Origin of the sequence: Salegentibacter sp. 24 (assembly GCF_004362395.1) — a bacterium.
Classification (GTDB): domain Bacteria; phylum Bacteroidota; class Bacteroidia; order Flavobacteriales; family Flavobacteriaceae; genus Salegentibacter.
In genome coordinates this window covers 134,928-148,363 of the sequence record NZ_SNWE01000005.1, presented here as the reverse complement: position 1 = coordinate 148,363, position 13,436 = coordinate 134,928, and the positions used below count along the sequence as shown (strand labels likewise).

The 13,436-nt window shown below is 38.4% G+C and carries 12 protein-coding genes and 1 riboswitch; of the genes, 11 read left to right on the top strand and 1 reads right to left on the bottom strand.

What is annotated here, in order from left to right:
• The first annotated feature begins 101 nt into the window (after nt 1–101).
• From DET49_RS05035 to DET49_RS05005, 7 genes are all read left to right on the top strand, one after another.
• Nucleotides 102–524, top strand: a complete 423-nt coding sequence (locus DET49_RS05035; RefSeq protein WP_133547003.1) for an OsmC family protein — start codon at nt 102–104, stop codon at nt 522–524.
• Nucleotides 524–1,030 carry a hypothetical protein gene (locus DET49_RS05030; RefSeq protein WP_133547002.1) on the top strand — a complete coding sequence of 169 codons (507 nt, stop codon included), beginning with the start codon at nt 524–526 and terminating at the stop codon, nt 1,028–1,030. Before DET49_RS05035 ends, DET49_RS05030 begins: the two co-directional genes overlap by 1 nt.
• A gap of 192 nt (nt 1,031–1,222) precedes the next feature.
• Nucleotides 1,223–1,333, top strand: a riboswitch (SAM riboswitch).
• Nucleotides 1,334–1,385: 52 nt separating this feature from the next.
• The gene (locus DET49_RS05025; RefSeq protein ID WP_133547001.1) at nt 1,386–2,402 is read left to right on the top strand and encodes a homocysteine S-methyltransferase family protein; all 1,017 of its coding nucleotides are present in this window, start codon (nt 1,386–1,388) and stop codon (nt 2,400–2,402) included.
• Between the two features lie 50 nt (nt 2,403–2,452).
• Entirely contained in the window at nt 2,453–5,137 is a 2,685-nt protein-coding gene (metH, locus tag DET49_RS05020) for a methionine synthase (RefSeq protein ID WP_133547073.1), read from the top strand.
• A gap of 16 nt (nt 5,138–5,153) precedes the next feature.
• Nucleotides 5,154–6,110 (top strand): methylenetetrahydrofolate reductase [NAD(P)H], encoded by a 957-nt coding sequence (gene metF, locus DET49_RS05015; RefSeq protein WP_133547000.1) that lies wholly within the window; start codon nt 5,154–5,156, stop codon nt 6,108–6,110.
• Between the two features lie 24 nt (nt 6,111–6,134).
• Nucleotides 6,135–7,235, top strand: coding sequence for an acyloxyacyl hydrolase (locus DET49_RS05010; protein ID WP_133546999.1), 1,101 nt, complete (start codon nt 6,135–6,137; stop codon nt 7,233–7,235).
• Nucleotides 7,232–7,987: a head GIN domain-containing protein gene (locus DET49_RS05005; RefSeq protein ID WP_133546998.1), complete on the top strand. Its 756-nt coding sequence runs from the start codon at nt 7,232–7,234 to the stop codon at nt 7,985–7,987. Before DET49_RS05010 ends, DET49_RS05005 begins: the two co-directional genes overlap by 4 nt.
• Here the strand turns inward: DET49_RS05005 and gldA are convergent.
• Nucleotides 7,974–8,879: a gliding motility-associated ABC transporter ATP-binding subunit GldA gene (gene gldA, locus DET49_RS05000; RefSeq protein WP_133546997.1), complete on the bottom strand. Its 906-nt coding sequence runs from the start codon at nt 8,877–8,879 to the stop codon at nt 7,974–7,976. The genes DET49_RS05005 and gldA overlap by 14 nt on opposite strands.
• 422 nt (nt 8,880–9,301) lie before the next feature.
• On the opposite strand from gldA, the gene DET49_RS04995 reads away from it, so the two are divergent.
• The 4 genes from DET49_RS04995 (at nt 9,302) to DET49_RS04980 (ending at nt 13,317) form a co-directional block, all read left to right on the top strand.
• The gene (locus DET49_RS04995) at nt 9,302–10,126 is read left to right on the top strand and encodes a prephenate dehydratase (RefSeq protein WP_133546996.1); all 825 of its coding nucleotides are present in this window, start codon (nt 9,302–9,304) and stop codon (nt 10,124–10,126) included.
• Complete coding sequence (locus DET49_RS04990; protein ID WP_133546995.1) at nt 10,126–11,277, top strand: pyridoxal phosphate-dependent aminotransferase; 1,152 nt, start codon at nt 10,126–10,128, stop codon at nt 11,275–11,277. The genes DET49_RS04995 and DET49_RS04990 overlap by 1 nt, the downstream gene beginning before the upstream one ends.
• Nucleotides 11,278–11,362: 85 nt before the next feature.
• Nucleotides 11,363–12,211 (top strand): prephenate dehydrogenase, encoded by an 849-nt coding sequence (locus DET49_RS04985; RefSeq protein ID WP_133546994.1) that lies wholly within the window; start codon nt 11,363–11,365, stop codon nt 12,209–12,211.
• 23 nt (nt 12,212–12,234) lie between these two features.
• Nucleotides 12,235–13,317, top strand: a complete 1,083-nt coding sequence (locus DET49_RS04980; protein WP_133546993.1) for a bifunctional 3-deoxy-7-phosphoheptulonate synthase/chorismate mutase type II — start codon at nt 12,235–12,237, stop codon at nt 13,315–13,317.
• Nucleotides 13,318–13,436 lie beyond the last annotated feature (119 nt).

Genomic DNA, 13,436 nt, shown 5'->3' with positions numbered 1-13,436 from the left:
TTTTTAGAAGTGCAAGCATTAAAAAATCAAACCTCACGAGTTTTTAAAAACCGTGAGGTTTTTTACTTTGCTTTAGTTAAATTTGTATAAAACGATTTCCTATGAAAGTCAACCTTAAACGACTCAATAAAGATTACCATTTTGAAACGGTAAATGAACGTGGAGACATTGTTCATTTAGACAATAAAACCGATGCCCAGCCCAAGGGAGCCAGTCCTATGGATTTATTACTAAGAGCTATTGCCGGGTGCAGTAGTATTGATATTGTAATGATCCTAAAAAAGCAACACCTGGAGTTGGATGATCTTCAGGTAGAGGTAGAAGGTATAAGGGAAGAGGGGGCAGTGCCCAATGTTTTTAAAAAAATTCAACTGAGGTTTTTATTAAAAGGAGATTTGCCTGCTGCAAAAGCAAAACGTGCTGTTGAACTATCGATGGAAAAATATTGCTCGGTTTCTAAAATGTTGGAAAAAGCTGCAGAAATAAATTATGCCATAACTTTAAATGGTGAGTTGATTAATTAATGACCTCTTTCGAAACAAGAGTAGTAAAAACCTGGGATCCTTCTGTATTTTTACGAGGTGTTTTCCTGGTGCTTTTGCTTGCTGGTTCTTCTGTAATATCTTTTTTTGAGGTAAAAGAGACCTGGCTAAGGATTTCGGGAAGCCTGGCTTTTATAATTGGCCTATTGGGAGCATTAAGTCAGTCCTTTATTAGACCTAAAGATCTTGGTGTACTAAAGATCGATAAAACGATTCTAAAAATTGACTTGGCAGATTCCGAAAAGGTTTTTTCAATTCCCGAACTCAGGGAAATTGGTTTGAACTATAGAGGATATGCCAGTTTCTGGAAATTCAGCTTACTCTGGAATAAAAACCATATCTTTTTTACCACCCTATCAGGTGAAAAGTATGATTATGAAATCGTTCTGGAGAATAAACAAAAGAAAGAAGAGCTCCAGGAATTTCTAACTAAATTGGGTAATGCTAATACCATAAGATCAAAGAAATTTGGTAATGCTACTTTATGATATTTAAAAAGATGTGAAAACAAAAACTTGTCATAGAATATTTTTTAATTTTTAGGCAGAGTTCTGCTGTTTTCTTTGATAATATAATTCTGAAATGCTTTTTAAATACATTTTTCATAAAAATGAGTGTAAGGCCTTGTGTTTAAAAGCTTGTGCTGTATATTTGCTAGTTCAAGTTCATTGTTTATAACATCGTTATCAAGAAAGGTTGAGGGAATAGACCCGTTGAAACCTTGGCAACCCTCCTGTAATGGGAGAAGGTGCTACGTTCTACTGCTCTTTTTTGGTGCAGATAGATAACAAGAAAGAATTCTTTCCCGCTTCTTTTTTTGATAGTGATTTCACATAAAATTATATGTCAAGATTAGAAGAACAACTTCAAAAAAGTATACTCATTCTGGATGGTGCTATGGGCACTATGCTTCAGGAATACAAATTTTCTGAGGAAGATTTTCGTGGAACCCGTTTTTCGGATTGGCCGGTTTCCCTGCAGGGAAATAATGACCTGCTGTCTATTACCCAGCCCGAGGCAATAGCCACAATTCACCGAAAATATTTTGAAGCTGGTGCTGATATTGTAGAAACAAATACATTTTCTGCAACCACTATTGCTATGGCCGATTATAAGATGGAAGAACTTGTGGATGAACTCAATTATGAGTCTGCCAGGATTGCCAAGGAAGTCGCTTTAGAATTAACAAAGGAAAACCCAAATAAACCACGTTTTGTGGCAGGTGCTATGGGGCCAACCAATAAAACCGCGAGTATGAGCCCGGATGTTAACGACCCTGGCTTTCGTGCAATTTCTTTTGAAGAACTACGAATCGCTTATAAACAACAGGCTAAAGCTTTAATAAAGGGAGGAGTAGATATCCTCTTAGTAGAAACCGTTTTTGATACATTAAACGCTAAAGCAGCACTTTTTGCCATCGAAGAACTTAAAGAAGAACTGCAAATTGATATACCCATTATGGTAAGTGGAACTATTACCGATGCTTCCGGACGTACCTTATCAGGGCAGACAGCTGAAGCTTTTCTAATTTCAGTATCACACATCTCTTTGTTGAGTGTTGGTTTCAATTGTGCCCTGGGTGCTAAACAGCTAACTCCGCACCTGGAAGTTTTGAACCGATATGCGGATTGCGGTGTTTCTGCTTATCCCAACGCGGGTTTACCAAATGCATTCGGAGAGTATGATCAGGATGCAGAAGAGATGGCAAGCCAAATCAAGGAATATTTAGAAAAAGGTCTGGTCAATATCCTGGGTGGATGCTGCGGAACAACCCCGGAACATATTAAGGCAATTGCCCAAATAGCAAAAGATTATAATCCGAGAAACATTGTAAAATCTGAGTTTTCTACCGCCTTATGATAGAGACATTTAATCAAGAAAATAGCCAGCAAAAATCTTTTGCTGGTGAGATGGGACAAAAAGAAGTCAGACCGCTGAAATTATCAGGCCTTGAACCTTTAATAATCACCCCGGAAAGTAATTTTGTCAATGTAGGAGAGCGGACCAATGTGGCTGGCTCCAAGAAGTTCCTTCGTTTAATTAAAGAGGAAAGATTTGAGGAAGCACTAGAAGTCGCCAGAGACCAGGTAGATGGTGGCGCACAGATTATCGACATCAATATGGACGATGGCCTTATTGAAGGAAAAGAGGCTATGGTTAAATTTCTCAACCTTATTGTTGCCGAACCCGATATTTCACGTGTGCCTATTATGATAGACAGCTCAAAATGGGAAATTATTGAAGCCGGTTTGCAAGTGGTGCAGGGGAAATGTGTGGTGAATTCTATTAGTCTTAAAGAGGGCGAAGCAGAATTTATTCAGCACGCCAGGAAAATAAAGCGTTACGGTGCGGCGGTAATTGTGATGGCTTTTGATGAGGTTGGACAGGCCGATAACTACAAGCGGCGTATAGAAATAGCTAAACGTTCCTATGATATTCTGGTTAATAAGGTAAAATTACCACCTGAGGATATCATCTTTGATTTGAATATTTTTCCGGTGGGAACCGGGATGGACGAACATAAACGCAATGCTATAGATTTTATAGAAGGAACCCGTTGGGTAAAAGAAAATCTTCCCCACTGCAATGTAAGTGGAGGGGTGAGTAATGTTTCCTTTTCTTTCCGTGGAAATAATCCAGTGCGGGAAGCAATGCATTCCGTGTTCCTTTATCACGCGATTAGGGCAGGAATGACTATAGGAATTGTGAATCCTGCACTTCTGGAAGTTTATGATAATATTCCCAAGGACCTTTTAGAACGCGTTGAAGATGTAATACTTGACCGGCGGGAAGATGCTACTGAGCGTTTACTTGATTTTGCCGAAACGGTGGTAGGATCAAAAAGGGAGAGCAAAATAGACCTTTCCTGGAGGGAAAAACCCTTGCAGGAAAGAATCACTCATGCGCTGGTAAAGGGGATCGATGCTTATATTTTAGAGGATATAGAACAGGCTCGCCTGGAAGCACAAAAGCCTATTGAGGTTATAGAAGGACATTTGATGATAGGAATGAACGTGGTAGGGGATCTTTTTGGTAGTGGGAAAATGTTTCTTCCTCAGGTAGTTAAATCGGCCAGGGTAATGAAGAAAGCGGTCGCTTACTTACTCCCTTATATTGAAGACGACAAATCTAATAAAAGATCCTCGGCAGGGAAAGTTCTTATGGCTACCGTTAAAGGTGATGTACATGATATTGGCAAGAATATCGTAGGCGTGGTATTAAGTTGTAACAACTATGAAATAATAGATCTCGGGGTGATGGTTCCTCCGGAGAAAATAATCGAAACGGCTAAGGCGGAAGGCGTTGATGCTATCGGTCTAAGTGGGTTGATTACACCTTCTTTGGATGAGATGGTTTTTCTTGCCAAAGAGATGCAACGGCAAAATTTTGATGTGCCTTTGCTAATTGGCGGTGCTACTACCTCAAAAGCACATACCGCAGTAAAAATAGATCCGCAGTATAAAAATGCGGTTGCTCATGTAAATGATGCCTCACGGGCAGTGACGGTAATTGGTGATCTTTTAAAGGAAGATACGCGCCAAAAATATATGGATGATCTTAAAATCGAGTATGATAAATTCAGGCTTAATTTTAAGAAAAGAAGTAAGGTTAAATCTTTTTTATCCATTAAAGAAGCCAGGAAAAATAAGTACTTAATTGACTGGAAAGCTGCGCAGCTGATAAAACCAAATAAGCCTGGAATACATCAAATTGACGATTTAGACTTAAAAGAACTCGAGGCTTATATTGATTGGAGCCCTTTTTTCAGAAGCTGGGATTTGCATGGCAGGTATCCTGATATTTTAGAAGATAAAGTGGTCGGTGAACAGGCAACTTCTTTATTTGCAGATGCTAAAGTTTTACTCAACAGAATCCTTGATGAAAAATTACTCAAAGCAAAAGCAGTATATGGACTGTTTCCTGCCAATACGGTTAACGATGATGATATTGAAGTTACCTATAGGGAGAATTCCGAAGAAAAAACGATGCTCTTTAGAACGCTTCGTCAGCAATTAAAAAAACACGGAGGGAAACCGAACTTTGCGCTTTCCGACTTTATTGCACCAAAGGAATTCGGGGTTCAGGATTATATGGGGTGTTTTTGTGTAACCACCGGTTTTGGGACAGCAGAGCTAGCCAAAAAGTTTGAAGAAGATCACGACGATTATAACTCGATAATGATAAAAGCCCTGGCCGATAGGCTTGCCGAGGCTTTTGCAGAATTTCTTCATAAAAAAATCCGTAGTGAGGAATGGGGTTATGCTCCTGAGGAGAATTTAAGCAATGAAGAATTAATAAAGGAAACCTATAAAGGCATTCGACCAGCTCCCGGGTATCCTGCCTGCCCAGATCATTTAGAGAAATTGAGTATTTGGGAAGTTTTAAAAGTAAAAGAGCGAATTGGCGTCGAACTCACCGAAAGTTTGGCCATGTGGCCGGCAGCAAGTGTAAGTGGTTATTATTTCGCCAATCCCGAAGCCCGTTATTTTGGTCTTGGAAAAATTAAAGAAGACCAGGTAAAAGATTTTGCCCAAAGAAAAGGAATTCCCCTGAAAAAGGCCGAAAAATGGCTAAATCCAAATATTGCAGATTAAAAACAGAACTTATACGATGAAAATTACCGAACATATAAAAAAGGCAAAGGGAAGATCCTTGTTCTCTTTTGAAATTTTACCGCCCTTAAAAGGACAAAATATTCAATCAATTTACGATGGAATAGATCCGTTAATGGAGTTTAAACCGCCTTTCATAGATGTAACCTATCATAGGGAAGAACATGTTTTTGACGAGAGAGAGAACGGGCTTCTAGAAAAGAGAATTGTAAGAAAACGTCCAGGTACCGTAGGGATTTGCGCTGCAATTCAGAGTAAATATGGAGTGGATGCAGTTCCCCATATACTCTGTGGAGGTTTTAGCAAAGAGGATACCGAAAATTTCCTGATTGATCTGGATTTCTTGGGTATTCAAAACGTAGTAGCATTAAGAGGAGATGCGATTAAAAGTGAAACGTATTTTACCCCCGACCCCAAAGGCAATAAATTTGCAAAGGATCTGGTTGAGCAGATTATGGAGCTCAATAAGGGGAATTATCAGGATGAGGTTATTGAGCAAGGTCATAAAACCAATTTTTGTGTAGGCGTTGCTGGTTATCCCGAAAAACATATGGAAGCCCCGAGTCTGGATAAAGATATTTGCAGATTAAAAGATAAAATTAAAGCCGGTGCTGAATATGTGGTAACACAAATGTTTTTTGATAATAGTAAATATTTTCAGTTTGTGGACAAGTGCCGTGAAAATGGAATTAAAGTTCCCATTATTCCTGGTTTGAAACCATTGGCCACAAAAAGGCAGTTAAGTATTATTCCGCATAGATTTCATGTTGATATGCCTGAAGATCTTATTCACGAAGTTGAAAATTGCAAGGATAATAAAGAGGTCCGCCAGGTTGGGATTGAATGGGGAATTCATCAAAGTAAAGAATTGATAAAAGCCGGGGTTCCGGTATTGCATTATTACTCCATGGGAAAAAGTACCAATATTGAGAAAATTGCAGAAGCGGTTTTTTAAAATATTAGGCTACATTTGCCGGTAATGAAGAAAATTTCGGTCCTTATTTTTCTTTTTATCCTTGGCAATAGTTCTGCCCAGGAATCCAGGAAGGCTTATTATTTTGTTGATGCCAGTTATTTTTACGGAACTATAGCTGAACACAATCCGGATATTGCCCATTTAATTACCGGCCATCCTACCGGCCTTATCCTTGGTTTTAATAAAAAAAGCTTCGGGTTTGAAGAGTGGGAAAAACGTTTTAATTATCCTGATGTTGGTTTTTCTCTCACCTATCAGGATATGAAAAATCCCAGCTTAGGTGAGAATTACGGACTTTATGCCCATATGAATTTCTACCTGTTCAGGCGACATCTCATGTTCAGAATAGGTCAGGGTTTGGCCTATGCCTCTAATCCATATCACCCTGATAATAATTATAAAAACAATGCCTACGGTTCTCGTATGCTAAGCTCAACTTACCTGATGGCAAATTATAAGAAAGAAAGAATTTTTGAAGGTTTGGGCCTTCAGGCCGGTCTTTCCTTAATCCATTACTCCAATGCCGATTTTGCCTCTCCCAATGCCAGTACTAATACCATTACTTTTAATCTTGGTTTAAATTATATGTTGGATCACCAGAACCTGCCCGGCTATCGCCCTAAAGGACCAAATAAAAAATATACAGAGCCAATTCACCTAAATTTTGTGCTTCGAAGCGGTGTAAATACCATAGGGATTATCGGCTCTAAACAATATCCTTTTTTGACCTTTTCAGCATATGCCGATAAGGTGCTGAATCATAAAAGCGCTCTCCAGGCAGGAACAGAAGTTTTTTTCTCAAAAGCTATGAAGGAACGAATAGAATACCAGGCAGTAGCATTCCCATTAGGAGAAACTTCCGGAGATGAGGATTCCAAGCGGGTCGGAGTTTTTGTAGGTCACCAGCTTAGCTTCGATAAATTATCTGTGATTACCCATTTGGGGTATTATGTATATTATCCCTACGAGCATTTTGTAGATCAGTTGTATAACAGGCTTGGGTTACAGCGAAAAATCACTGATAATTTTTGGGTTTCACTTAGCGTTCGATCCCATTATGCCAACGCGGAAGCCGTAGAACTTTCAATAGGATATCGATTATGAACAAGCGAATTTTAAGTATAGCGATCTTGTTTTTTGCTATTTTAGGATGTGATTCCAAGGAAGCACCTACCTGTATTAAAACTTCCGGAGAAATTTTCACTCAGGAATTTACGGTAAAGGCTTTCGAAGAAATTATAGTATATGAACGGATAAAACTATTTATTGAACAGGGCGATGCATATACAGTGAAGATTGAAACCGGCAGAAATCTTATTGAAGATATTCATGCTGAGGTTGTAAATAAACGCCTTGAACTTAGGAATGAAAATTCTTGTAACCTATTCCGGGATTATGAGATCACCAAAATTTATGTGACTACTCCTACTTTAAATTGGTTGCAAAACAGCAGTGGAAGTGCTATAGAGGGCTTAGGGAAATTAAAATTCCCTGATCTCTGGTTACGCTCCTTCAACCAGGAGCGCGACCCCAATATCCATACTGATGGAGATTTTATCCTTGATCTCCATGTTGAAAACCTAAGAATTACAAATGATAATATTTCCAATTATTTCCTCACTGGAAGCGCTGAAAATGTGAACCTGTTTTTTGCAAATGGAGATGGAAGGCTGGAAGCTGAGGATTTGATTGTTCAACATTACGATATCCTTCATCGGGGAACCAATAAATTAATAATTAATCCGCAGCAATCCTTAAAAGGAGATATTTTTGGTTTTGGGGATATAATTTCAAAAAACCGCCCACCGGAAGTAGCGATAGAAGAACATTACACCGGGCGACTTATCTTTGAGTAAGTTCGGCAAATAAACTTTCCAGGTTTTTGGTTTTTTGGTTTAACTGGAGGGTTTTTAATCCGTTATCGTGTGCAAAATCAAAAACTGCAGGCCGCATATCTTCCCCGGTATCGAAGGTCAGTTCATAGGCAAATCCACCAATATTTTTAGCGGAAATTAAATGAGGTAAATTTTGTAGTGCGATTTCTTCAACCCGGTAATCGAACTCCACTAAGATCACCTGATCGTTTTCCTTTCGCAAATCTTTTAAATACTTATCGGCAACTATTTTTCCTTTGTTAATAATGATCACCCGGTCACAAATGGCTTCAACTTCCTGCATAATATGTGTGGAGAGAAAAATTGTTTTACCCGATTTTTCCTTTCCAATATTCTTAATCAAATTCCTGATTTCTACTAATTGATTTGGATCTAATCCCGTAGAAGGTTCGTCTAAGATTAAAACTTCTGGATCGTGAAGCAGGGCAGTGGCTAGTCCCACGCGTTGTCGGTAGCCTTTAGAAAGTTGCTCGATTTTTTTATTGGCTTCTGGTTTTAATCCTGTTAGTTCAATAACCTGCTCTATTCTGGATTTAGCGGTATTGTATATTTTAGCATTAAAGTCTAAATATTCTCGAACATACATTTCAGTATACAAAGGATTATGCTCAGGGAGGTATCCAATTTGCTGCTGGATTTTATGCAAATTGTCCTTCAGGGAAATTCCATTTACTTCCGCTTTACCTTGGGAGAAAGAAAGGTAACCGGTAAGAATTTTCATCAGGGTAGATTTACCCGCGCCGTTTGGCCCCAGAAAACCAACAATTTCCCCTTTGTTCAGTTTAAAAGAAATGGAATCCAGCGCTTTTTGTTCGCCATAAAATTTAGAAATTCCTTCCACATAAATAGACATAGCACGCATTTTTTCAAAAGTAAGGATTTTTATATCGCTAAAAATAGGCCATAAATAGATATATTAGTTTTTTAGGAAAGTTTTTCCGTTGTTAAATTCGGAATTACGCAGTGTTTATTTTTAAACTCATTAGAAATATTTCTGTGTTTTTCTCGAAAAAAAATCAAGTCTGTAAAAAGCTGGAGACGGCTTAAAAAAACCTAAAAAATCATTTTTCATTTAGGAATTATATTCTACTTTAGCCAAGTAACAATGAAACAATGAATCATTTAATTAGCTGGAACGCATTCTATTTTTTTTATTTCTATTTCTGGAATAGGAACGGGAATGCTATGTAATTAAATGAAGAATTATATAAAAAAGTCCCGATAAACATCGGGGCTTTTTTTTTACTCAATAAGTGGGATTATTATAATAAATAAATGGATAAAATTATAGCTATTCAGGGGGTACAGGGTTCATTTCATCATTTGGTGGCCCAGCAATATTACCATAAGGATGTCCAGGTGTTAGAGTGTATGTCTTTTGCCCAGCTTACTAGAAGCCTTTTGAAAGGCGAAGCTACCGAAGGGGTAATGGCTATTGAAAACTCCATTGCAGGTTCTATTCTGCCAAATTACGCCTTGATTGATGAAAATGATTTGAAGGTGGTAGGGGAACATTATATCCCAATAGATATGAATTTTATGGCGATGCCTGGTCAAAAAATAGAGAATATAAAGAAAGTTTATTCGCATCCCATGGCACTTTTGCAGTGCAAAGAATTCTTTAAAAAGCATCCGCATATTAAATTGATCGAAGATGCTGATACAGCAGAAGTAGCTAAAAGAATCTCTGAAAAAGGCAGTACAAAAGTGGCGGCAGTGGCCAGTAAGGTTGCAGCAGAACTATTCGGGTTAGAAATTTTAGCCGCAAGCATTCATACTAAAAAAAGTAATGCCACGCGTTTTCTTATTATCAGTACTAAAAAGAAAGAACCTAATGGTGATAAAATAGATAAAGCATCTTTGAAGTTTGAGCTGGAAAGCAAACGAGGCAGTCTGGTTTCAGTATTAAATATTTTAAGGGATTTTAATCTGGATATGACTAAAATACAAAGTATGCCAATAATTGAATTTCCCTGGAAATATTCATTTTTTATTGATATTACCTTTGAAGATTATACCGAATTTCAAAAAGCAATGGATATTCTGGAAGTTATGACAGAGCGATTAACAATATTAGGAACCTATAAAAATAGTTTGTGATGATACAGCAGGCAAAAAGGTTGGACCACGTAAAAGAGTACTACTTTTCTTCAAAATTGAGGGAGGTACGTGCTATGGCCGCCGCCGGAAAAGATATTATTAACCTGGGAATTGGGAGTCCAGATTTGCCTCCGCCGCCACAAGTGATCTCGGCTTTAAATGAAGCTTTGACCAATACCGGAGCACACCAATATCAGCCCTATAAGGGTACTACCGACTTCAGAAATGCCATAGCTGAATTTTATAAAAACCATTATCAGGTTTCCCTGGATGCCGAGACTGAAATTCTTCCCTTAATGGGTAGTAAAGAAGGTATAACCCACATTTCTATGGCATTTTTAAACGAGGGTGACCAGGTGCTTATTCCAAATCCTGGCTATCCTACCTATTCCTCGGTTACTGAGCTAGTAGGCGCAAAAGCGGTTTATTACGATCTGAATGCCCAGGGAAATTGGTTGCCAAATTTAAAAGAGCTGGCTGAAAAAGATATAAGTAAAGTGAAATTAATGTGGGTTAACTATCCACATATGCCTACGGGTGCATCTGCAAACGACAGTCTTTTTGAAGAGCTGGTAGCATTTGCTCGAACCCATAAAATTCTGATAGTAAATGACAATCCTTATAGTTTCATTCTCAATGAGGATCCTAAAAGTATTTTAGCAGTTCAAGGTGCTAAGGACGTTGTTTTGGAATTGAATTCCCTGAGTAAAAGCTTTAATATGGCAGGTTGGAGAATAGGAATGATTTGCGGGAGTGAAAAAAACCTGAACTCGATTTTAAAAGTAAAAACCAATATGGATAGTGGGATGTTTTACCCGCTTCAAGCCGGAGCAGCGGCAGCATTAAGACTCAATGGAGACTGGTTTTCTTCCCAGAATGAAATTTATCAAAGCCGGAAAGAAAAAGTACTTGAGCTTGCTGAAGCCTTGCAATGTGAACCCGAAAAGGACCAGACCGGTATGTTTGTTTGGGCAAAAGTTCCCATGGGAACAAACGCAGAAGCTTTTGTGAATTTTCTATTGAACAAGTACCATATTTTTACAGCGCCGGGGTTCATTTTCGGAAGTAATGGCGAGGGCTATATACGCTTCTCACTTTGTGCTACTGAAGAAAATATCAGTAGGGCAATCAAAAGAATAAAAGCTGCTTAATGCTGGCAGCAAGAATAAAACAACTAAGAGGTTAATATTGTATACCTTTTGTAAATCCCTCAATAGGGATATAAAAAAATAAAAGATGATAGTTCAAATAATAGGAATAGGACTTATAGGTGGATCTTTTGCGCTTGACATTAAATCGGCTTTCCCTAAAGCAGAAATTTTCGGAAGCGATGCCGATGAAAAAAATTTAAAAAAAGCAAAAGAACTCGGAATTGTAGATGATGTAGCGAAGCTGGGAGATGTTGGCCATGCAGATGTTGTGATAGTTGCAGTTCCAGTTGATGTTGCAAATGGGGTAATAACGCAGGTATTAAATCTAGTAAATGAAAATACATTGGTTTTTGATACTGGTTCTACAAAATCGGGGCTTTGTAAAAATATTGCCAATCACCCAAATCGTAGGAATTTCTTAGCCTCTCATCCCATCGCAGGAACTGAATTTTCTGGTCCTCAGGCTGCTATTGCTAATTTATACAGGAATAAAACAAATATCATATGCGAGGTAGAAAAGACGGCGTTTAAACTCCAGGAAAGAGCCCTGGATATTTTTCAAAAACTGGAAATGCGCATCAGGTATATGGATCCTGTTTCGCACGACCGCCATATCGCCTATGTTTCACATTTATCGCATATCAGTTCCTTTATGCTGGGGAAAACGGTCTTGGAAAAGGAACGTAACGAGCGGGATATTTTTGATTTGGCGGGCAGTGGATTTGCTTCCACAGTTAGGCTGGCTAAAAGTTCTCCTGCTATGTGGTCACCTATTTTTCAGGAAAATAAGGAGAATGTGCTGGAAACGCTCAAAGAATACATTAATAACCTTACGCATTTTAAAGAGCTTATTGAAAAAGATGATTTTCAGGAAGTCTATAATGAAATGCAACGTACCAATCATATCAAATCAATTTTAAACGGAATAAACTAGTAATCAGGATTAAATTTTAAATTATGGAAAACAAGAAAGAACTAAGAAAATGGTTAGATGATTTCGGATTAGATCATCCGCTAGTAATCGCCGGGCCTTGCAGTGCTGAAACCGAAGAACAGGTTTTAAAGATTGCCCACCAGTTAAAAGATACCGATGCTACGGTGTTAAGAGCAGGAATTTGGAAGCCCAGAACAAGACCTGGAAATTTTGAGGGTGTTGGCGCCCTAGGTTTGAAATGGTTGAAAAAAGCCAAAGAAGAAACCGGGATGTTGACCACTACCGAAGTAGCCAATGCGAATCACGTAGACCTTGCCTTGGAAAACGATGTAGATATTCTTTGGATTGGTGCCAGAACTACGGTTTCACCCTTCATTGTGCAGGATATTGCCGATGCACTTAAAGGAACCGATAAAACCGTATTGGTTAAAAATCCGGTAAACCCAGATTTATCACTTTGGTTAGGGGCTGTAGAAAGATTCCATACTGCCGATATTAAAAATTTAGGAGTGATTCACCGTGGCTTTTCAGCATATGAAAAGACAAAGTATCGAAATAATCCGGAATGGCAGATTGCAATTGAGCTTCAAAATAAATTTCCAGATCTTCCCCTAATTTTGGATCCTTCGCATATCGCCGGCCGCAGGGATATTATTTTTGATCTATGTCAAACTGCTTTAGATCTTAATTATGACGGACTTATGGTCGAGACCCACCACACTCCCGATGATGCCTGGAGTGACGCTGCACAGCAAATCACTCCAGCTACACTTATTCAGATTATGAAAGATTTGAAGATTAGAAAAGAGGTTTCAGAAAGCGAAGAATTTCAGAATAAATTAAGCACTTTAAGAGCCAAAATTGATGTAGCCGATAACCAATTGATCGAACTGCTTTCCAAAAGAATGAAAATCTCCGATGAAATTGGCCAGGTTAAAAAATCACAGAATGTTTCTGTTTTACAAACCAAAAGATGGAATGAGATTCTTGGAAATATGGTCCTCGAAGGAGAACAACACGGTCTGAGCGAAGAGTTTATTCTACGTTTATTTAAGGCAGTTCACCAGGAATCTATTAACCACCAGGAAAAGATCATGAAATCTTAACCAGTCTTGTTTCCATGATTTTTGGTTTAAAGGCAAGTAGTGAATACTGCTTTTGCTATTTTAGCAAAGTAGCTGTTTGAAGTGTTCTGGGTTTTCTCAGGCTGAACTCGTTTAGAAAA